The organism is Streptomyces tropicalis (assembly GCF_029269835.1).
In the GTDB taxonomy this organism is placed as follows: Bacteria; Actinomycetota; Actinomycetes; order Streptomycetales; family Streptomycetaceae; genus Streptomyces; species Streptomyces tropicalis.
Genome location: NZ_JARJBB010000006.1, coordinates 1 through 20,255, shown reverse-complemented (window position 1 = coordinate 20,255; position 20,255 = coordinate 1). Strand labels below are relative to the sequence as shown.

The window sequence follows — 20,255 nt, the reverse complement described above, 5'->3', positions numbered from 1 at the left end:
CCCCCTCACCCACCCAGCAAAACCGTTCCGCCGCGGCGCGGGCGGGCGGACGGCCGAACCTCCCGGCCCGCCGCCGGCTCCGCAGGCCGGCCCACTGCCCACGATGCTCGCGGCGGCCCTCGCCCTTCCTCCGCCACCCCCTCCGGCCTGCGTGAACGGCCGCGGCGCGGTCGGCGGTGGCGCGGTCGGCGGTCCCGGGGAACGCCCACTCGGCCCTCCCCGGCGGCGCCATCCCGCCCGCGCTCTTACGCTCGGGTCATGTCAGAGGTGTACGCGGCCCGCCGGACCCGGCTCCGGGAGCACTGCAACGCGGGCGGCAGCGCCGCGGCGCTGGTGACCCGTCCCGCCAACGTGCGGTACCTGGCGGGGGCCGCCCCGCTGGGTGCCGTCCTGCTCCTCGGAAAGCGCGAGGACCTGCTGGTCTGCACGAGTCCGCCGGACGACCGGCCGCACGAGGGCCGCCCGGACGACGCGCTGCGCGCGCAGCTGCTGTCCCGTCCCGCGGCCGACGCCGCCGTCGCCGCCGCCGAACTCGCCCAGAACCAGGGCGCCGACTCCCTGGCCGTCGAGGAGCACCACCTCACCGTGGCCCGCCACCGCGAACTGGCCGCTGCCGCGCCCGGACTCCGCCTCGACGCGCTCGGCTGCGCCGTGGAGCAGCTCCGCGTGGTGAAGGACGAGGAGGAGATCTCCTGCCTGCGCATCGGCGCCGAGATCGCCGACCAGGCCCTCGGCGAACTCCTGGAGTCGATCCTGGTCGGCCGTACCGAGCGCCATCTGGCCCTGGAGCTGGAGCGGCGGCTGGTCGACCACGGCGCCGACGGTCCGGCCTTCCCCACCTCCGTCGCCACCGGACCCCATTCCGGCCGGCGCGGCCACCGTCCCACCGACCGCCGGGTGGAGGAGGGCGACTTCCTCTCCGTCTGCCTGGGCGCCGCCTACCGCGGCTACCGGTGCGAGATCGGCCGGACCTTCGTCATCGGCACCTCTCCCGCGGACTGGCAGATCCAGCTCTACGACCTGGTGTTCTCCGCCCAGCGGGCGGGCCGCGAGGCCCTCGCGCCCGGCGCCGGCTACCGCGACGTGGACCGCGCGGCGCGCCAGGTCCTGGACTTCGCCGGGTACGGCGAGGGGCTGCAGCCGCTCATGGGACACGGGGTCGGACTCGAAATCGACGAGGACCCGCAGTTGGCTCCCGCAGCCATGGGTAAACTGGACGCTTGCGTGCCGGTCACCGTCGAACCGGGGGTCCACCTCCCGGGCCGGGGCGGCGTCCGGATCGATGACACGCTCGTCGTACGCCCCGAGGCGGACGGCGGACCCGAGCTACTCACCATCACGACCAAGGAGCTGCTCGCGCTCTAGCCTCGCGCTGTGCGCCTGCCCCGGGGTCGTACGTCAGTCCAGGAGATTCCGCAACCGTGGCTTCCACGAACGACCTCAAGAACGGCATGGTGCTCAAGCTCGAAGGCGGCCAGCTCTGGTCCGTCGTCGAGTTCCAGCACGTCAAGCCCGGCAAGGGCCCGGCCTTCGTGCGCACCAAGCTCAAGAACGTGCTGTCCGGCAAGGTCGTCGACAAGACCTTCAACGCCGGCGTCAAGGTCGAATCGGCCACCGTCGACAAGCGCGACATGCAGTTCTCCTACATGGACGGCGAGTACTTCGTCTTCATGGACATGGAGACCTACGACCAGCTCCACATCGACCGCAAGGCCGTCGGCGACGCCGCGAACTTCCTGGTCGAGGGCTTCACGGCCACCGTCGCGCAGCACGAGGGCGAGGTGCTCTTCGTCGAGCTGCCCGCCGCCGTCGAGCTGACCATCCAGGAGACCGAGCCGGGCGTCCAGGGCGACCGCTCCACCGGCGGCACCAAGCCCGCCACGCTGGAGACCGGCCACCAGATCCAGGTGCCGCTCTTCATCACCACCGGTGAGAAGATCAAGGTCGACACCCGGAGCAGCGACTACCTCGGCCGGGTGAACGGCTAACCGTGGCTGCCCGCAACACGGCCCGCAAGCGTGCCTTCCAGATCCTCTTCGAGGGCGACCAGCGCGGCACCGACGTCCTGACCGTCCTCGCGGACTGGGTCCGGCACGCCCGGTCCGACACCCGGCAGCCGCCGGTGAGCGAGTACACGATGGAGCTCGTCGAGGGGTACGCCGAGCACGCCTCGCGCATCGACGAGCTGATCGCCCAGTACGCGGTCGGCTGGACGCTGGATCGCATGCCGGTCGTCGACCGCAACATCCTCCGCCTCGGCGCCTACGAGCTGATCTGGGTCGACGAGACCCCGGACGCCGTCGTCCTGGACGAGATGGTGCAGCTGGCGAAGGAGTTCTCCACGGACGAGTCGCCCTCGTTCGTGAACGGGCTGCTCGGCCGCCTGAAGGACCTCAAGCCGTCGCTGCGCCGCGACGGCGTCTGACGCCTTAGCGGCCCGGATCGGCCGACACACCGAGGGGCCCGCAGCGCGCTTGCTGCGGGCCCCTCGGCGTGTCCCGGCACATCCGTACCCCGACGGCACGTTTCTGCTGAGGTCGCGAGAGGCTCAGCTCTCGTCGTGGGACGCGACGGCACGACGCGCGTCGGCGTCGAGCACGCCCCAGCTGATCAGCTGCTCGGTGAGGACCGAGGGCGACTGGTCGTAGATGACGGCGAGGGTGCGCAGGTCGTCCTGGCGGATCGACAGCACCTTGCCGTTGTAGTCACCGCGCTGGGACTGGATGGTCGCCGCGTAGCGCTGCAGCGGGCCCGCCTTCTCGGCCGGCACGGTGGCCAGCCGCTCCAGGTCCAGGACCAGCTTCGGCGGGGGCTCGGCGGCGCCGCCCGGCGTGGTGCCCGGCAGCAGCTCCTGCACGGGAACCCCGTAGAAATCCGCCAGCTCGGCGAGACGCTGCACGGTCACGGCCCGGTCGCCGCGCTCGTACGAGCCGACCACGACCGCCTTCCAGCGTCCCTGGCTCTTCTCCTCGACACCGTGGAGGGAAAGGCCCTGCTGGGTGCGGATCGCCCGGAGCTTGGCCCCGAGCTGTTTGGCGTATTCGCTGGACATATGGCTCCCCGGACACTGTGTCGACGCGGCCGGCTTCGATTCCCGCCGCGCGGCTGGTAACTCACTGTGAGGTTACGCAGCGTTACTCTGCCGCGTCAAGCCGAACGGTCCGCACTGCCGGTTCCGTCCCGGCGGCGGCCGGTTGCTCCGAAGGGGTGATCGAGGCACCCGCCCGGGTCTGCTAGCGTGTGTGGCGCAATTCCGACGTCCTTTAAGGTCCGTCCCGTGAGGCGGAGAAGGAGGTCCGTTTCGTATGGACACGCACACCTCCGATGCGCGGCCCGTTCTCGAGGGGCCCGACATCGCGCGGGTTCTGACCCGCATCGCCCACGAGATCGTCGAGCGCGCCAAGGGCGCAGACGACGTGGTGCTCCTCGGCATCCCGACCCGGGGCGTCTTCCTCGCCCAGCGGCTCGCCGTCAAACTGGAGCAGATCACCGAGCGCACGGTCCCCTGCGGCTCGCTCGACATCACCATGTACCGCGACGACCTGCGCATGCACCCGCCGCGTGCGCTGGCGCGCACCGAGATCCCCGGTGACGGCATCGACGGCCGCCTCGTCGTCCTCGTCGACGACGTGCTCTTCTCAGGCCGCACCATCCGCGCCGCCCTCGACGCCCTGAACGACATCGGGCGCCCGCGCTCCGTGCAGCTCGCGGTCCTCGTCGACCGGGGCCACCGCGAACTGCCCATCCGCGCCGACTACGTCGGCAAGAACCTCCCCACGTCGCTGCGGGAGACGGTCAAGGTCCAGCTCGCCGAGGAGGACGGCCGCGACACCGTGCTGCTCGGCGCCAAGCCGGCCGCACCGGGCGAGCAGCCGTAACACCCCGGCGCACGGCGCGCCGACGCGTGCCGTGCCGCCGCGCCCCCGCCTGCCCGGCTGCGCCTTCCGGGGACACTCCGGGCCCCCGCTTCCCGCATGAACTGCCTTACGGAGCCTGACAGATGCAGCGTCATCTCATCTCGGCCGCCGACCTCACCCGCGACGACGCCGTCCTGATCCTCGACACCGCCGAGGAGATGGCCCGGGTCGCCGACCGGCCGATCAAGAAACTGCCGACCCTGCGCGGCCGCACGGTCGTCAACCTCTTCTTCGAGGACTCCACCCGCACCCGCATCTCCTTCGAGGCCGCCGAGAAGCGGCTGTCCGCGGACGTCATCAACTTCACCGCCAAGGGCTCCAGCGTCTCCAAGGGCGAGTCCCTGAAGGACACCGCGCAGACCCTGGAGGCCATGGGCGTGGACGCCGTGGTCATCCGGCACGGCGCCTCCGGAGCCCCGTACCGCCTGGCGAACTCGGGCTGGATCGACGCCGCCGTCATCAACGCCGGCGACGGCACCCACCAGCACCCCACCCAGGCGCTGCTCGACGCCTTCACCCTGCGCCGCCGCCTCGTCGGCCGCGACGCCGGGCTGGGCCAGGACCTCGCCGGCCGCCGCGTCACCCTCGTCGGCGACATCCTGCACAGCCGGGTCGCCCGTTCCAACGTCGACCTGCTGCACACCCTCGGCGCCGAGGTCGTCCTCGTCGCGCCGCCCACCCTGCTGCCGGTCGGCGTCGGCTCCTGGCCCTGCGAGGTCTCCTACGACCTCGACAGCACACTCAGCAAGTCCGACGCGGTGATGATGCTGCGCGTCCAGCGCGAGCGCATGAACGCCGCCTTCTTCCCGACCGAGCGCGAGTACTCCCGGCGCTACGGCCTCGACGGCGAGCGGATGGCGAGACTGCCCGAGCACGCCGTCGTGATGCACCCCGGCCCGATGGTCCGCGGCATGGAGATCACCGCCGAGGTCGCCGACTCCCCGCGCTGCACCGCCGTCGAGCAGGTCGCCAACGGCGTCTCCATCCGGATGGCCGTGCTGTACCTGCTGCTCGGGGGCGCCGTGTTCGACACGAAGAACGCGCCCGCCGCCACCCACACCCGTACCGAGGAGAAGTGACCCCCATGAGCAAGATCCTGATCCGTGGTGCGAAGGTGCTCGGCGGCGAGCCCGGGGACGTCCTGATCGACGGCGGCACCGTCGCCGCCGTCGGCCCCGACCTCGCGGCCGAGGCGGGGGAGGGCGCCGAGATCGTCGAGGCCGGCGGCAAGGTGCTGCTCCCCGGCCTGGTCGACCTCCACACCCACCTGCGCGAGCCCGGCCGCGAGGACTCCGAGACCGTCCTCACCGGCACCCGCGCCGCCGCGTCCGGCGGCTACACCGCCGTGTTCGCCATGGCCAACACCTTCCCGGTCGCCGACACCGCCGGCGTGGTCGAGCAGGTCTACCGGCTCGGCCGCGAGCACGGGTACTGCGACGTCCAGCCCATCGGCGCCGTCACCGTGGGCCTGGAGGGCCGGAAGCTCGCCGAGCTGGGCGCCATGCACGACTCGGCGGCCGGCGTCACCGTCTTCTCCGATGACGGCAAGTGCGTCGACGACGCGGTGATCATGCGCCGGGCGCTGGAGTACGTGAAGGCCTTCGGCGGCGTCGTCGCCCAGCACGCGCAGGAGCCGCGGCTGACCGAGGGCGCCCAGATGAACGAGGGCGTCGTCTCCGCCGAGCTGGGGCTCGGCGGCTGGCCGGCCGTCGCCGAGGAGTCGATCATCGCGCGGGACGTCCTGCTCGCCGAGCACGTCGGCTCCCGCGTCCACATCTGCCACCTGTCCACGGCCGGGTCGGTGGAGATCGTCCGCTGGGCCAAGTCCCGCGGCATCGACGTCACCGCCGAGGTGACCCCGCACCACCTGCTCCTCACCGACGAGATGGTGCGCTCCTACAACCCGGTCTACAAGGTCAACCCGCCGCTGCGCACCGACCGCGACGTGATGGCCCTGCGCGAGGCGCTCGCCGACGGCACGATCGACATCGTCGCCACCGACCACGCCCCGCACCCGCACGAGGACAAGGACTGCGAGTGGGCCGCGGCCGCCATGGGCATGGTCGGCCTGGAGACCGCGCTGTCGGTGGTCCAGGAGACCATGGTCGACACCGGGCTGCTGGACTGGGCCGGCGTCGCCGACCGCATGTCCGTCCGGCCGGCGCAGATCGGGCGGGCCACCGGCCACGGCCGCCCCGTCTCGGCCGGCGAGCCCGCGAACCTCACCCTGGTCGACACGGCATACCGTGGGCAGGTGGACCCCGCGGGCTTCGCCTCGCGCAGCCGCAACACCCCGTACGCGGGACGCGAGCTGCCGGGCCGTGTCACCCACACCTGGCTGCGGGGCAAGGCCACGCTCGTCGACGGGAAGCTCACGTGACACCAGCAACTCTGCTCGCCGCCCGCCTCGCGGCCCCCCTCGCCGCCGAACGGAAGTCGGCCGCGGTCACCGACTGGGCCGCCCGGATCGGCTGGCTCGTCGGTCTGGCCCTCTTCGTCGCCCTGGTCTACTGGCTGATGCGCGAGGGCTGGAAGTGGCGCGGCACTCTCCAGGGGGACCTGCCGGAGTTGCCCACCGCGCCCGACACGCCCGGCGAGGCGACACTGACCATGAGCGGCCGCTACCACGGCTCGACCACGGCCGGGCAGTGGCTGGACCGGATCGTGGCCCGCGGACTCGGCACCCGCAGCCGGGCCGAGCTCACCCTGACCGACGCGGGCCTGGACGTCGTGCGCCCCGGTGCCGAGGACTTCTTCGTCCCGGCCGCCCGGCTGCGCGGCGCGCGGCTCGACAAGGGCATCGCCGGCAAGGTCCTCACCGAGGGCGGCCTGCTGGTGGTGACCTGGGAGCACGGTGAACGGCTGATCGACTCCGGGTTCCGCTCCGACCGCTCGGCCGAGCACACCGAGTGGGTCGCCGCCCTCACCACCATGATCGAGAAGAACACCACGGAAGGCGCCGAACGATGACCACCTCCAGCAGGGGAACCGCACCGAAGGTTCCCGCCGTCCTCGTCCTGGAGGACGGCCGCTTCTTCCGCGGCCGCGCCTACGGGGCCGTGGGGGAGACGTTCGGCGAGGCCGTTTTCTCCACCGGCATGACCGGCTACCAGGAGACCCTCACCGACCCGTCGTACCACCGCCAGGTCGTCGTCATGACCGCCCCGCACGTCGGCAACACCGGCGTCAACGACGAGGACCCCGAGTCCGGGCGGATCTGGGTCTCCGGCTACGTGGTCCGCGACCCCGCACGCGTGCCGTCCAACTGGCGCGCCAAGCGCTCGCTGGACGAGGAACTGCGCCACCAGGGCGTCGTGGGCATCAGCGGCATCGACACCCGCGCCCTCACCCGCCACCTGCGTGAGCGTGGCGCCATGCGCGTCGGCATCTTCTCCGGCAACGCGCTGCCCGACGAGGGCACCATGCTGGCCGAGGTCCGCCAGACCCCCGAGATGAAGGGCGCCGACCTGTCCGCCGAGGTCGCGACCAAGGAGGCGTACGTCGTCCCGGCGATCGGCGAGAAGAAGTACACCGTCGCCGCCGTCGACCTCGGCATCAAGGGCATGACCCCGCGCCGCATGGCCGAGCGCGGCATCGAGGTGCACGTCCTGCCCGCCACCGCCACTGTCGAGGACATCTACGCGGTCGCCCCCGACGGCGTGTTCTTCTCCAACGGCCCGGGCGACCCGGCCACCGCCGACCACCCGGTCTCCGTGATGCGGGGCGTGCTGGAGCGCGGCACCCCGCTGTTCGGCATCTGCTTCGGCAACCAGATCCTCGGCCGCGCGCTCGGCTTCGGCACCTACAAGCTGAAGTACGGCCACCGGGGCATCAACCAGCCGGTGCAGGACCGCACGACCGGCAAGGTCGAGGTCACCGCGCACAACCACGGCTTCGCCGTCGACGCGCCCACCGACCGCGTCACCGACACCCCGCACGGCCGGGTCGAGGTCTCCCACGTCTGCCTCAACGACGACGTGGTGGAGGGCCTCCGCCTCCTCGACAAGCCGGCCTTCAGCGTCCAGTACCACCCCGAAGCGGCCGCGGGCCCGCACGACGCCGCCTACCTGTTCGACCGCTTCGTTTCCCTGATGGAGGGCCAGCGTGCCTAAGCGCACCGATATCCAGTCCGTCCTGGTCATCGGCTCCGGCCCGATCGTCATCGGCCAGGCCGCCGAGTTCGACTACTCCGGCACCCAGGCGTGCCGCGTCCTCAAGTCCGAGGGCCTGCGGGTCGTCCTGGTGAACTCCAACCCGGCGACGATCATGACCGACCCGGAGATCGCCGACGCCACCTACGTGGAGCCGATCACCCCCGAGTTCGTCGAGAAGATCATCGCCAAGGAGCAGCCGGACGCCTTGCTGCCCACCCTGGGCGGCCAGACGGCCCTCAACACGGCGATCTCCCTGCACGAGAACGGCGTCCTGCAGAAGTACGGCGTCGAGCTGATCGGTGCCAACGTGGAGGCCATCCACAAGGGCGAGGACCGCGACCAGTTCAAGAACGTCGTGGAGGCCGTCCGGCAGAAGATCGGCCACGGCGAGTCCGCCCGCTCCGTCATCTGCCACACCATGGACGACGTCCTCGCGGGCGTCGACCGGCTCGGCGGCTACCCGGTCGTGGTCCGCCCCTCCTTCACCATGGGCGGCGCCGGCTCCGGCTTCGCGCACGACGAGGAGGAGCTGCGCCGGATCGCCGGCCAGGGCCTCACGCTCTCCCCGACCACCGAGGTGCTCCTGGAGGAGTCCATCCTCGGCTGGAAGGAGTACGAGCTGGAGCTGATGCGCGACAAGCACGACAACGTCGTGGTGGTCTGCTCCATCGAGAACTTCGATCCGATGGGCGTGCACACCGGCGACTCGATCACCGTCGCCCCGGCGATGACGCTGACCGACCGCGAGTACCAGATCCTTCGGGACGTCGGCATCGCCGTCATCCGCGAGGTCGGCGTCGACACCGGCGGCTGCAACATCCAGTTCGCGGTGAACCCCGAGGACGGCCGGGTCATCGTCATCGAGATGAACCCGCGCGTGTCGCGCTCCTCCGCGCTCGCCTCGAAGGCCACCGGCTTCCCGATCGCGAAGATCGCCGCCCGGCTCGCCGTCGGCTACACCCTCGACGAGATCCCGAACGACATCACGCGGGAGACCCCGGCCTCCTTCGAGCCCTCGCTCGACTACGTGGTCGTCAAGGCGCCCCGGTTCGCGTTCGAGAAGTTCCCCCAGGCCGACTCCACGCTGACCACCACCATGAAGTCGGTCGGCGAGGCCATGGCCATCGGCCGCAACTTCACCGAGGCGTTCCAGAAGGCCCTGCGCTCGCTGGAGAAGAAGGGCAGCCAGTTCACCTTCACCGGCGACCCCGGCGACAAGGACGAGCTGCTGCGCGCGGCGGTCCGGCCCACCGACGGCCGCATCAACACCGTCATGCAGGCCGTCCGCGCCGGCGCCACCCCGGAGGAGGTCTTCGCGTTCACGAAGATCGACCCGTGGTTCGTGGACCAGCTCTTCCTGATCAAGGAGATCGCGGACGAGCTGGCCGAGGCGCCCGAGCTGACCGCCGACCTCTTCACCGAGGCCAAGCGGCACGGCTTCTCCGACCACCAGATCGGCGAGATCCGCGGACTGCGTGAGGACGTCGTGCGCGAGGTCCGCCACGCGCTCGGCATCCGCCCCGTCTACAAGACGGTCGACACCTGCGCCGCCGAGTTCGCCGCGCAGACGCCGTACTTCTACTCCTCCTACGACGAGGAGAGCGAGGTCGCGCCCCGCGAGAAGCCCGCGGTGATCATCCTCGGCTCCGGGCCCAACCGCATCGGCCAGGGCATCGAGTTCGACTACTCCTGCGTGCACGCCTCCTTCGCGCTGTCCGACGCCGGGTTCGAGACCGTGATGGTCAACTGCAACCCGGAGACCGTCTCCACCGACTACGACACCTCCGACCGGCTGTACTTCGAGCCGCTCACGCTGGAGGACGTCCTGGAGATCGTCCACGCCGAGCGCCTGGCCGGCCCCGTCGCCGGTGTCGTGGTGCAGCTCGGCGGGCAGACCCCGCTGGGCCTGGCCCAGGCGCTCAAGGACAACGGCGTGCCGGTCGTCGGCACCTCGCCCGAGGCGATCCACGCCGCCGAGGACCGCGGCGCCTTCGGCCGCGTCCTCGCGGAGGCCGGCCTGCCCGCCCCCAAGCACGGCACCGCCACCACCTTCGCCCAGGCCAAGGCCATCGCCGACGAGATCGGTTACCCGGTCCTCGTCCGGCCGTCGTACGTCCTCGGCGGCCGCGGCATGGAGATCGTCTACGACGAGGCGCGCCTGGAGGCGTACATCGCCGAGTCCACCGAGATCAGCCCCTCCCGCCCGGTCCTGGTCGACCGCTTCCTCGACGACGCCATCGAGATCGACGTCGACGCGCTCTACGACGGCGAGGAGCTCTTCCTCGGCGGCGTGATGGAGCACATCGAGGAGGCCGGCATCCACTCCGGCGACTCGGCGTGCGCCCTGCCGCCGATCACGCTCGGGGCGCACGACATCAAGCGCCTGCGCGCCTCCACCGAGGGCATCGCCAAGGGCGTCGGCGTCCGCGGTCTGATCAACATCCAGTTCGCCCTGGCCGGAGACATCCTCTACGTCCTGGAGGCCAACCCGCGCGCCTCGCGCACCGTCCCCTTCACCTCGAAGGCGACCGCGGTGCCGCTGGCGAAGGCCGCCGCCCGGATCTCCCTGGGCGCGACGATCGCCCAGCTGCGCGCCGAGGGACTGCTGCCGAGGACCGGCGACGGCGGCACCATGCCGCTGGACGCGCCGATCTCCGTCAAGGAGGCGGTCATGCCGTGGACCCGCTTCCGGGACATCCAGGGCCGCGGCGTCGACACCGTGCTCGGCCCGGAGATGCGCTCCACCGGCGAGGTCATGGGCATCGACTCCGTCTTCGGCACGGCGTACGCGAAGTCGCAGGCGGGCGCCTACGGCCCGCTGCCCACCAAGGGCCGCGCCTTCATCTCGGTCGCCAACCGGGACAAGCGGTCGATGATCTTCCCGGCGCGCGAGCTGGTCGCCCACGGCTTCGAGCTGCTCGCCACCTCCGGCACCGCCGAGGTCCTCCGGCGCAACGGCATCAACGCCACCGTCGTGCGCAAGCAGTCCCAGGGCCCCGGCCCGGACGGCGAGCGGACCATCGTCCAGCTCATCCACGACGGCGAGGTCGACCTCATCGTGAACACCCCGTACGGCACCGGTGGCCGTCTCGACGGCTACGAGATCCGCACCGCCGCCGTGGCGCGGTCCGTGCCGTGCCTGACGACGGTGCAGGCGCTGGCCGCCGCGGTCCAGGGCATCGACGCCCTCAACCACGGCGACGTCGGCGTCAGCTCGCTCCAGGAACACGCGGAGTTCCTGACCGCGGCCCGCGACTAGCAGCCCCGAGGGGGACACCGGAAACGGTGTCCCCCTCTTCACGAGGCCCCTTCACGAGGCCCCTTCACGAGGCCGCTCCACGAGGCCGTACGAGGACGCACGAGGACCCCACATGTACACGTTCTTCTTCCGCCTGGTCTTCCGGCGGATGGACCCCGAGGCGGCGCACCACCTCGCCTTCGACTGGATCCGGCTGGCCGCGCGGACCCCCGTGCTGCGCACGCTCGTCGCGGCCGCGCTCGCGCCCCGGTACCGGGAGCTGCGCACCGAGGCCCTCGGGCTGCGGATGCACGGCCCCTTCGGGCTCGCCGCCGGCTTCGACAAGAACGCCGTCGGCATCGACGGCATGGCCATGCTCGGCTTCGACCACGTCGAGATCGGCACGGTGACGGGCGAGCCGCAGCCCGGCAACCCCAGGAAGCGGCTGTTCCGCCTGGTCGCGGACCGTGCGCTGATCAACCGCATGGGCTTCAACAACGAGGGCTCCCTCGCCGTCGCCGCCCGCCTGGCCGCACGCACGCCGGTCTTCCGTACCGCCGTCGGCGTGAACATCGGCAAGACCAAGGCCGTCCCGGAGACGGAGGCCGCCGCCGACTACGTGAAGTCCACCGAGCGGCTCGCGCCGCACGCCGACTACCTGGTCGTCAACGTCTCCTCGCCGAACACCCCCGGCCTGCGCAACCTCCAGGCCACCGAGGCGCTGCGGCCGCTGCTCAGCGCGGTGCGCGAGGCCGCCGACCGGGTCGTCGCCGGCCGCCGGGTGCCGCTGCTGGTGAAGATTGCGCCGGACCTCGCCGACGAGGACGTCGACGCGGTGGCCGACCTCGCCGTGGAGCTGGGCCTGGACGGGATCATCGCCACCAACACCACCGTCGCACGCGAGGGGCTCGGCCTGCGGTCGGAACCCGCCCTGGTGCAGGAGACCGGCGGCCTGTCCGGCGCCCCGCTCAAGGAGCGCTCCCTGGAGGTGCTGCGCCGCCTCTACGCGCGCGTGGGCGACCGCATCACCCTGGTGGGCGTCGGTGGCGTCGAGACCGCCGAGGACGCCTGGCAGCGCATCCTGGCCGGCGCCACGCTCGTCCAGGGCTACAGCGCCTTCATCTACCAGGGGCCCTTTTGGGCCCGCTCCGTCCACAAGGGGCTCGCCGCACGGCTGCGCACGAGTCCGTACGCCACCCTCGCCGACGCCGTCGGCGCGGACGTCAGGAAGGCCCGGGAGACCGCATGACCGCTCTGGAGCCCTTCGGCGCACGCCTGCGCCGCGCCATGGACGAGCGCGGCCCGCTGTGCGTCGGCATCGACCCGCACGCCTCCCTGCTCGCCGAGTGGGGGCTGAACGACGACGTGGCCGGCCTGGAGCGGTTCAGCCGCACGGTCGTGGAGGCCGTCGCCGGCCGGGTCGCCGTGCTGAAGCCGCAGATCGCCTTCTTCGAGCGGTTCGGCTCCCGGGGCCTGGCGGTCCTGGAGGCGGCGGTCGCCGAGGCGCGGGCGGCCGGTGCGCTGGTCGTCATGGATGCCAAGCGCGGCGACATCGGGTCCACCATGGCCGCCTACGCCGAGTCCTTCCTGCACAAGGACGCGCCGCTGTTCTCCGACGCGCTGACCGTCTCGCCGTACCTGGGCTACGGCTCGCTGGCGCCCGCGGTCGAGCTGGCCCGCGAGAACGGCACCGGCCTGTTCGTGCTGGCGCTGACCTCCAACCCGGAGGGCGCCGAGGTCCAGCACGCCCTGCGGCCCGACGGCCGCTCGGTCGGTGCCACCGTGCTCGCCCGGCTCGCCGCGGAGAACGCGGGACAGGCCCCCCTGGGCTCCTTCGGCGCCGTGGTGGGCGCCACGCTCGGTGACCTGTCGCCGTACGACCTGGAGATCGGCGGGCCGCTCCTCGCGCCCGGCATCGGCGCCCAGGGGGCGACGCCGGCCGACCTCCCCCGGGTCTTCGGTGCCGCCGTGCGCAACGTGGTGCCGAACGTCAGCCGGGGTGTTCTTCGTCACGGCCCCGACGTCGTCGCGCTGCGTGACGCGGCGGAACGCTTCGCGGAGGAGATCCGGGCCGCGGTGACGTCCGGCTGAGCCCGCTCGGGTCCGCGCGGGCGGCGTCCCCGGACGCCGTGAGTCTGGATACCGGCTCAAATCCGGGGCAATATGTCCTAAATGTCTAGCCTGGCGGAGGCTGACCAGGACTTTTCCGCTGTTCTCGCTGACTCTGGCGGACTTGACCGCTAGTCTCCGTCGAGTGGGAGCCCCTCCTGCCCCTCCAGGTAGCGGGGGACGACGGGCAGGCGTGTTGCTCGTGGCTCCCCAGGTGTGGGGCGACTAGGTTCCTCACCGGTCCGTATCCGACAGTTCGACATCCGAGGTGACGTAGGCGTGGCTCTTCCGCCCCTTACCCCTGAACAGCGCGCAGCCGCGCTCGAAAAGGCCGCCGCGGCTCGCCGGGAGCGGGCCGAGGTCAAGAATCGACTCAAGCACTCCGGCGCCTCGCTTCACGAGGTCATCAAGCAGGGCCAGGAAAACGACGTCATCGGCAAGATGAAGGTTTCCGCGCTGCTGGAGTCCCTGCCGGGCGTGGGCAAGGTCCGCGCCAAGCAGATCATGGAGCGACTCGGCATCTCCGAGAGCCGCCGCGTGCGGGGTCTCGGTTCCAACCAGATCGCCTCCCTGGAGCGTGAGTTCGGCAGCACCGGATCCTGAGTCCGGGGCAGTCCGGGATTGCTGGAATAATCGCTGCATGGCTGTAACACCCCGGGGGACGACCCCCGTGCCCCCGGACGCACGTCCGCGGCTGACCGTGCTCTCCGGCCCCTCGGGGGTCGGCAAGAGCACGGTCGTCGCCCATATGCGCAAGGAACACCCCGAGGTCTGGCTCTCGGTGTCGGCGACGACCCGCAAGCCCCGCCCCGGCGAGCAGCACGGTGTCCACTACTTCTTCGTCTCCGACGACGAGATGGACAAGCTGATCGCCAACGGCGAGCTGCTGGAGTGGGCCGAGTTCGCCGGCAACCGCTACGGCACGCCGCGTGCGGCCGTGCTGGAGCACCTGGAGTCCGGGGTGCCCGTGCTCCTCGAGATCGACCTGCAGGGGGCCCGCCAGGTCCGCGCGTCGATGCCGGAGGCCCAGCTGGTGTTCCTGGCCCCTCCCTCCTGGGAGGAGCTGGTGCGCAGGCTCACCGGCCGGGGCACGGAGCCGCCCGAGGTGATCGAGCGCCGGCTCGGCGCCGCGAAGGTCGAGCTGGCGGCCGAACCCGAGTTCGACGAGACCCTGGTCAACACCTCCGTCGAGGACGTGGCCCGCGAGCTGCTAGCCTTGATGGACGTTGTGTGATCGTGACGATCGCACCGTCAGCATCTTTCCCACCCATCGGAAGGTAGAGCGTGTCCTCTTCCATTTCTGCGCCCGAGGGCATCATCAACCCGCCGATCGACGAGCTCCTCGAGGCCACCGACTCGAAGTACAGCCTCGTGATCTACGCGGCCAAGCGGGCCCGCCAGATCAACGCGTACTACTCGCAGCTCGGCGAGGGCCTCCTGGAATACGTCGGTCCGCTCGTCGACACCCATGTCCACGAGAAGCCGCTCTCCATCGCCCTGCGCGAGATCAACGCGGGTCTGCTGACCTCCGAGGCCATCGAGGGCCCGGGGCAGTAAGTCATATCTGCAGATCGCAGTAGGTTTTTTCCACAGGCCCGGCAGCGCGACTGCCGGGCCTGTGGTGTGTCATAGACCCGTGCGCACGTCCCGGCGCACGGAGCCGAGTTCCGGGGAGAGACGGTGGACAAGCCCAAGGTCGTTCTGGGGGTCACGGGCGGCATCGCCGCGTACAAGGCCTGTGAGCTGCTCCGCAGGCTCACCGAGTCGGGTCACGACGTCCGCGTCGTCCCCACGGCCTCCGCGCTGCACTTCGTCGGCGCCCCCACCTGGTCGGCACTCTCCGGCAACCCCGTCTCCACCGAGGTCTGGGACGACGTCCACGAGGTCCCGCACGTCCGCATCGGCCAGCACGCCGACCTGGTCGTGGTGGCCCCCGCCACGGCCGACGTGCTCGCCAAGGCGGCCCACGGCCTCGCGGACGACCTGCTGACCAACACCCTGCTCACCGCCCGCTGCCCGGTGGTCTTCGCCCCGGCCATGCACACCGAGATGTGGGAGCACCCCGCCACCCGGGAGAACGTGGCGACGCTGCGCCGCCGCGGCGCCGTCGTGATCGAGCCCGCCGTCGGCCGCCTGACCGGCGTCGACACCGGCAAGGGGCGGCTGCCCGACCCCGTCGAGATCTTCGAGGTCTGCCGCCGGGTGCTCGCCCGCGGCGCCGGCGAGCCGGACCTCGCCGGCCGGCACGTCGTGGTCAGCGCCGGAGGCACCCGCGAGCCCTTCGACCCCGTCCGCTTCCTCGGCAACCGCTCCTCCGGCAAGCAGGGCTACGCCCTGGCGCGCACGGCGGCGGCGCGCGGCGCCCGTGTCACGCTGGTCGCCGCCAACACCGGCATGCCGGACCCCGCGGGCGTCGACGTCGTCCCGGTGGGGACGGCCGTGCAGCTTCGCGAGGCGGTCCTGAAGGCCGCCGGGGACGCGGACGCGGTGGTCATGGCGGCCGCCGTCGCCGACTTCCGACCCGCCGCCTACGCGACCGGAAAGATCAAGAAGAAGGACGGGCAGGAACCGGAACCGATCGCTCTGGTGCGTAATCCGGACATCCTTGCCGAGATGGCGGCCGATCGGGCGCGGCCCGGACAGGTGATCGTCGGCTTCGCCGCGGAGACCGACGACGTCGTCGCCAACGGCCGGGCGAAGCTCGCCCGCAAGGGCTGCGACCTCCTCGTGGTCAACGAGGTGGGGGAGCGCAAGACCTTCGGCTCCGAGGAGAACGAAGCTCTGGTCCTGGGCGCCGACGGCAGCGAAACCCCTGTTCCGCACGGCCCCAAGGAGGCCCTGGCCGAAATCGTCTGGGACCTGGTGGCGGCCCGGCTCGACTGAATGTTCCATTCGGCTCAAGGATCGCTCCAGCCCCGCAGTTCGGCGCGCGGCGGCTCTGGTCAAGGCCGCTCGACATTGGGCAGAATGCTCGTGCCGCAGGTCACAGCGTTTCCGAGAGGCGAGACGGGTGGGCCTGCGGTCGAGTGCGACCGATAAACTGTTCTCGGACGACCGGGCGCAGCCCCGCGCCGTCCGCCCATGATCAGCCAGCAGCCGCTGCAACCCCAGGGAGCGTTGTGTCCCGTCGCCTGTTCACCTCGGAGTCCGTGACCGAGGGTCACCCCGACAAGATCGCTGACCAGATCAGCGACACCATTCTCGACGCGCTTCTGCGTGAGGACCCGGCCTCCCGGGTCGCCGTGGAGACGCTGATCACCACCGGCCTGGTCCACGTGGCCGGCGAGGTCACCACCAAGGCCTACGCCGACATCGCGACCCTGGTCCGCAACAAGATCCTCGAGATCGGTTACGACTCCTCGAAGAAGGGCTTCGACGGCGCCTCCTGCGGCGTGTCGGTGTCCATCGGCGCACAGTCCCCGGACATCGCACAGGGCGTGGACACCGCCTACGAGAACCGGGTCGAGGGCGACGAGGACGAGCTGGACCGGCAGGGCGCCGGCGACCAGGGCCTGATGTTCGGCTACGCCTCGGACGAGACGCCGACGCTGATGCCGCTGCCGATCTTCCTGGCGCACCGCCTCTCCAGCCGCCTCTCCGAGGTCCGCAAGAACGGGACGATCCCCTACCTGCGCCCGGACGGCAAGACGCAGGTCACCATCGAGTACGACGGTGACAAGGCGGTCCGTCTGGACACCGTCGTGGTCTCCTCGCAGCACGCCTCCGACATCGACCTGGAGTCGCTGCTGGCGCCGGACATCCGCGAGTTCGTCGTGGAGCCGGAGCTGAAGGCACTGCTCGAGGACGGCATCAAGCTCGACACCGAGGGCTACCGCCTCCTGGTCAACCCCACCGGCCGCTTCGAGATCGGCGGCCCGATGGGCGACGCCGGCCTCACCGGCCGCAAGATCATCATCGACACCTACGGCGGCATGGCCCGCCACGGAGGCGGCGCCTTCTCCGGCAAGGACCCGTCCAAGGTCGACCGCTCCGCCGCCTACGCAATGCGCTGGGTCGCGAAGAACGTCGTCGCCGCGGGCCTCGCCGCCCGCTGCGAGGTCCAGGTGGCGTACGCCATCGGCAAGGCCGAGCCGGTCGGCCTCTTCGTCGAGACCTTCGGCACCCACAAGATCGACCCGGAGAAGATCGAGAAGGCGATCGACGAGGTCTTCGACCTCCGTCCGGCCGCCATCATCCGCGACCTCGACCTGCTGCGCCCGATCTACGGCCAGACCGCGGCCTACGGCCACTTCGGCCGTGAGCTGCCCGACTTCACCTGGGAGCGCACCGACCGCGTCGACGCCCTCCGTGCGGCGGCGGGCCTCTAGACCGCACCCGTCGAGCCCGTTGTGAGGCCCGGTTCCCCGCGCGGGGGCCGGGCCTCGGCCGTGCCCGCGGGCCGCGGCACGGCGGAGCGCACCCGGGCAGCGGGCTCCGGGCGGCGGCCGCTGTCGGTGGGGTTTGGTAAGAATGCAAGCGTGAGCAGCGAGAACGGGCCGGGGGACGGCGGGGCCGCGGGGGCGCCGCCGGAGCAGCTTGCGCTCATCCGGGAGAGCGTGCGGAAGGCGAAGGAGCCCCGGGCCCGGCCGCGGACCTGGCGGGGCGCCGCGCTCGCCGAGGAGCTGCCGGTGGCCCGGGTGCTGGTCGACAAGGGCGTCCTCCACCTCGACCGCTGCTTCGACTACGCCGTCCCGGCCGAGCTGGACGCCGAGGCCCAGCCCGGGGTGCGGGTCCGGGTGCGGTTCGGAGCCGGTCGGCACCGGGTGCGCGAGGGACGCCGCGAGGGCGGCGGCCTCATCGACGGCTTCCTCATCGAGCGGCGCGCCGAGTCCGACTACTCCGGCCCGCTCGCCGCCCTGGCCCAGGTGGTGTCGCCCGAGCCCGTCCTCGATCCCGAGCTGCTGGGCCTGGCCAGGGCCGTTGCCGACCGGTACGCGGGCAGCCTCGCCGACGTGCTCCAGCTCGCCGTGCCGCCGCGCAGCGCACGCGCCGAGAAGCGGCCCTCGCCCGCCCCGCTGCCCCCGCCCTCCGCCCCCGGCCCCGGCTCCTGGGCGCGCTACGAGCACGGTCCCGCCCTCCTCCGGGCCCTGGCCTCGGGCGGCTCCCCGCGCGCCGTGTGGCACGCGCTGCCCGGACCCGGCTGGAGCGAGGAGCTGGCCCGCGCCGTCGCCGCCGCGCTCGCCTCGGACCGCGGGGCGCTGGTCGTCGTACCGGACGGCCGGACCGCGTCCCGGGTCGACGCCGCGCTGACCGCGCTCCTCGGCGAGGGCCGGCATGCGCTGCTCACCGCGGACGCCGGCCCCGAGAAGCGCTACCGCCAGTGGCTCGCGGTGCGCCGCGGATCGGTACGGGCGGTGGTCGGCACCCGCGCGGCGATGTTCGCGCCGGTGCGCGACCTGGGGCTCGTGGCGCTCTGGGACGACGGGGACGGCAGCCACAGCGAGCAGCACGCGCCGCAGCCGCACGCCCGGGAGGTGCTGCAGTTGCGCGCTGCCCAGGACACGTGCGCCTTCCTGCTCGGCAGCTGGAGCTGCACGGTGGAGGCCGCGCAGCTCGTCGAGAGCGGCTGGGCCCGGCCGGTCGTGGCGGGCCGGGACCAGGTGCGGCGGGCCGCGCCCCTGGTGCGGACCGTCGGCGACGGGGACCTCGCCCGGGACGAGGCCGCCCGGGCCGCCCGGCTTCCCTCACTCGCCTGGCAGGCGGCCCGGGAGGGGCTGCGGCACGGGCCGGTGCTGGTGCAGGTGCCCCGGCGCGGTTACCTACCGCGGATGGCGTGCGCGCAGTGCCGCGCGCCCGCGCGGTGCCGGCATTGCGCGGGCCCGCTGCAGGGCCAGGACGCCGGGGTGCTCCGCTGCGAGTGGTGCGGCCGGGACGAGGCCGCCTGGCACTGCCCGGAGTGCGGTGCGTTCCGGCTGCGCGCCCAGGTCGTCGGCGCGCGGCGGACCGCGGAGGAGCTGGGGCGCGCGTTCCCGGCCGTGCCGGTGCGGACGTCGGGGCGCGAGCACGTGCTCGACACGGTCCCGGGGGCGCCCGCGCTGGTCGTGAGCACCCCGGGGGCCGAGCCGGTCGCCGAGGGCGGGTACGCGGCGGCGCTGCTGCTGGACGGCTGGGCGATGCTGGGCCGCCCCGACCTTCGGGCGGGCGAGGAGGCGCTGCGCCGCTGGATCGGCGCCGCCGCCCTGGTCCGGCCCCAGGAGGAGGGCGGGACGGTGGTGGTCGTCGCCGAGCCGACGCTGCGGCCCGTCCAGGCGCTGGTGCGCTGGGACCCGGTCGGGCACGCGCTGCGGGAGCTGGCCGAACGGGCCGAGCTGGGCTTTCCGCCGGTGTCCCGGATGGCGTCCGTGGCGGGCCCGGCGGAGGCGCTGGCGGACTTCCTGGGCACGGCCCGGCTGCCCGGGGAGGCCGAGGTGCTGGGACCGGTTCCGGTGCCCGATGCGCCCGCGGGCCGCCCCCGCCGGCCGGGTGCGTCGCCGCCGGGGGAGCACGGGGAGCGGGTGCTGATCCGTGTCCCGCCCGGCAGCGGGGCGGCGCTGGCCGCCGCGCTCAAGGCCGCCCAGGCGGCACGGACGGCACGCGGTGGCGCGGAGGGCGTCCGGGTACGCATCGACCCGCCGGACATCGGCTGAGGGCCCTTCCTCGGCGGGGGAGCGGCCGAGGGCATCCCTCGTTCCGTCCGGCGGTCACGCCCGGCAGCCGTCCGGTCGTGGGGGCGGGGGGGCGCCCCCCCGGGGGGGGCGCCGCCGCGGGTGTCCAGGAGGAGTTGGGCCTTCACGGACAGGCCCTGGAGGTCGTAGGTGCGGTGCTGCTGGAGCAGGACGGTCAGGTCCGCGTCGGCGA

At 72.5% G+C, this 20,255-nt stretch carries 18 protein-coding genes; 17 read left to right on the top strand and 1 reads right to left on the bottom strand.

Translation table 11 applies throughout. From position 1 onward, the window contains the following. Positions 1-258 precede the first annotated feature (258 nt). Genes P3H78_RS13880 through nusB form a run of 3 tightly spaced genes read left to right on the top strand, consistent with a single transcriptional unit; the run spans position 259 to position 2,425 of the window. Positions 259-1,365, top strand: coding sequence for an aminopeptidase P family protein (locus tag P3H78_RS13880; protein ID WP_276109260.1), 1,107 nt, complete (start codon positions 259-261; stop codon positions 1,363-1,365). A 56-nt stretch (positions 1,366-1,421) separates the two neighbouring features. Further along, positions 1,422-1,988 carry an elongation factor P gene (gene efp / locus P3H78_RS13875; protein ID WP_276109259.1) on the top strand — a complete coding sequence of 189 codons (567 nt, stop codon included), beginning with the start codon at positions 1,422-1,424 and terminating at the stop codon, positions 1,986-1,988. Positions 1,989-1,990: 2 nt separating this feature from the next. Further along, on the top strand, positions 1,991-2,425 hold the full coding sequence (gene nusB / locus P3H78_RS13870; RefSeq protein WP_276109258.1) for a transcription antitermination factor NusB: 435 nt from the start codon (positions 1,991-1,993) through the stop codon (positions 2,423-2,425). Positions 2,426-2,548: 123 nt separating this feature from the next. Here the strand turns inward: nusB and bldD are convergent, their stop codons facing one another. Continuing rightward, positions 2,549-3,052 (bottom strand): transcriptional regulator BldD, encoded by a 504-nt coding sequence (gene bldD / locus P3H78_RS13865; RefSeq protein ID WP_276109257.1) that lies wholly within the window; start codon positions 3,050-3,052, stop codon positions 2,549-2,551. A gap of 253 nt (positions 3,053-3,305) precedes the next feature. Here bldD and pyrR point away from each other — a divergent pair, with 253 nt between their 5' ends. The 14 genes from pyrR (at position 3,306) to P3H78_RS13795 (ending at position 20,044) form a co-directional block, all read left to right on the top strand. Then, positions 3,306-3,878 (top strand): bifunctional pyr operon transcriptional regulator/uracil phosphoribosyltransferase PyrR, encoded by a 573-nt coding sequence (gene pyrR, locus P3H78_RS13860; protein WP_276109256.1) that lies wholly within the window; start codon positions 3,306-3,308, stop codon positions 3,876-3,878. A gap of 122 nt (positions 3,879-4,000) precedes the next feature. After that, entirely contained in the window at positions 4,001-4,996 is a 996-nt protein-coding gene (locus tag P3H78_RS13855) for an aspartate carbamoyltransferase catalytic subunit (RefSeq protein WP_276109255.1), read from the top strand. Positions 4,997-5,001: 5 nt separating this feature from the next. After that, the gene (locus tag P3H78_RS13850) at positions 5,002-6,297 is read left to right on the top strand and encodes a dihydroorotase (protein ID WP_276109254.1); all 1,296 of its coding nucleotides are present in this window, start codon (positions 5,002-5,004) and stop codon (positions 6,295-6,297) included. Further along, positions 6,294-6,887, top strand: coding sequence for a PH-like domain-containing protein (locus P3H78_RS13845; protein ID WP_276109253.1), 594 nt, complete (start codon positions 6,294-6,296; stop codon positions 6,885-6,887). The genes P3H78_RS13850 and P3H78_RS13845 overlap by 4 nt, the downstream gene beginning before the upstream one ends. Then, complete coding sequence (carA, locus tag P3H78_RS13840) at positions 6,884-8,029, top strand: glutamine-hydrolyzing carbamoyl-phosphate synthase small subunit (protein WP_276109252.1); 1,146 nt, start codon at positions 6,884-6,886, stop codon at positions 8,027-8,029. Before P3H78_RS13845 ends, carA begins: the two co-directional genes overlap by 4 nt. Further along, complete coding sequence (gene carB, locus P3H78_RS13835) at positions 8,022-11,330, top strand: carbamoyl-phosphate synthase large subunit (protein WP_276109251.1); 3,309 nt, start codon at positions 8,022-8,024, stop codon at positions 11,328-11,330. Before carA ends, carB begins: the two co-directional genes overlap by 8 nt. Positions 11,331-11,442: 112 nt before the next feature. Further along, positions 11,443-12,558, top strand: coding sequence for a quinone-dependent dihydroorotate dehydrogenase (locus tag P3H78_RS13830; protein WP_276109250.1), 1,116 nt, complete (start codon positions 11,443-11,445; stop codon positions 12,556-12,558). After that, positions 12,555-13,400 carry an orotidine-5'-phosphate decarboxylase gene (gene pyrF, locus P3H78_RS13825; RefSeq protein ID WP_276109249.1) on the top strand — a complete coding sequence of 282 codons (846 nt, stop codon included), beginning with the start codon at positions 12,555-12,557 and terminating at the stop codon, positions 13,398-13,400. Before P3H78_RS13830 ends, pyrF begins: the two co-directional genes overlap by 4 nt. 297 nt (positions 13,401-13,697) lie before the next feature. Then, complete coding sequence (locus P3H78_RS13820; RefSeq protein WP_003977346.1) at positions 13,698-14,021, top strand: integration host factor; 324 nt, start codon at positions 13,698-13,700, stop codon at positions 14,019-14,021. A 37-nt stretch (positions 14,022-14,058) separates the two neighbouring features. Beyond that, a complete protein-coding gene (gene gmk, locus P3H78_RS13815) occupies positions 14,059-14,652 on the top strand; it encodes a guanylate kinase (RefSeq protein WP_276109247.1) in 594 nt (197 codons plus the stop codon). A 50-nt stretch (positions 14,653-14,702) separates the two neighbouring features. Beyond that, positions 14,703-14,975 (top strand): DNA-directed RNA polymerase subunit omega, encoded by a 273-nt coding sequence (rpoZ, locus tag P3H78_RS13810; RefSeq protein WP_030577387.1) that lies wholly within the window; start codon positions 14,703-14,705, stop codon positions 14,973-14,975. A 123-nt stretch (positions 14,976-15,098) separates the two neighbouring features. Beyond that, positions 15,099-16,301, top strand: coding sequence for a bifunctional phosphopantothenoylcysteine decarboxylase/phosphopantothenate--cysteine ligase CoaBC (coaBC, locus tag P3H78_RS13805; protein WP_276109246.1), 1,203 nt, complete (start codon positions 15,099-15,101; stop codon positions 16,299-16,301). Positions 16,302-16,537: 236 nt separating this feature from the next. Beyond that, a complete protein-coding gene (metK, locus tag P3H78_RS13800; RefSeq protein WP_276109245.1) occupies positions 16,538-17,746 on the top strand; it encodes a methionine adenosyltransferase in 1,209 nt (402 codons plus the stop codon). Between the two features lie 150 nt (positions 17,747-17,896). After that, complete coding sequence (locus P3H78_RS13795; protein WP_276109244.1) at positions 17,897-20,044, top strand: primosomal protein N'; 2,148 nt, start codon at positions 17,897-17,899, stop codon at positions 20,042-20,044. Positions 20,045-20,255 lie beyond the last annotated feature (211 nt).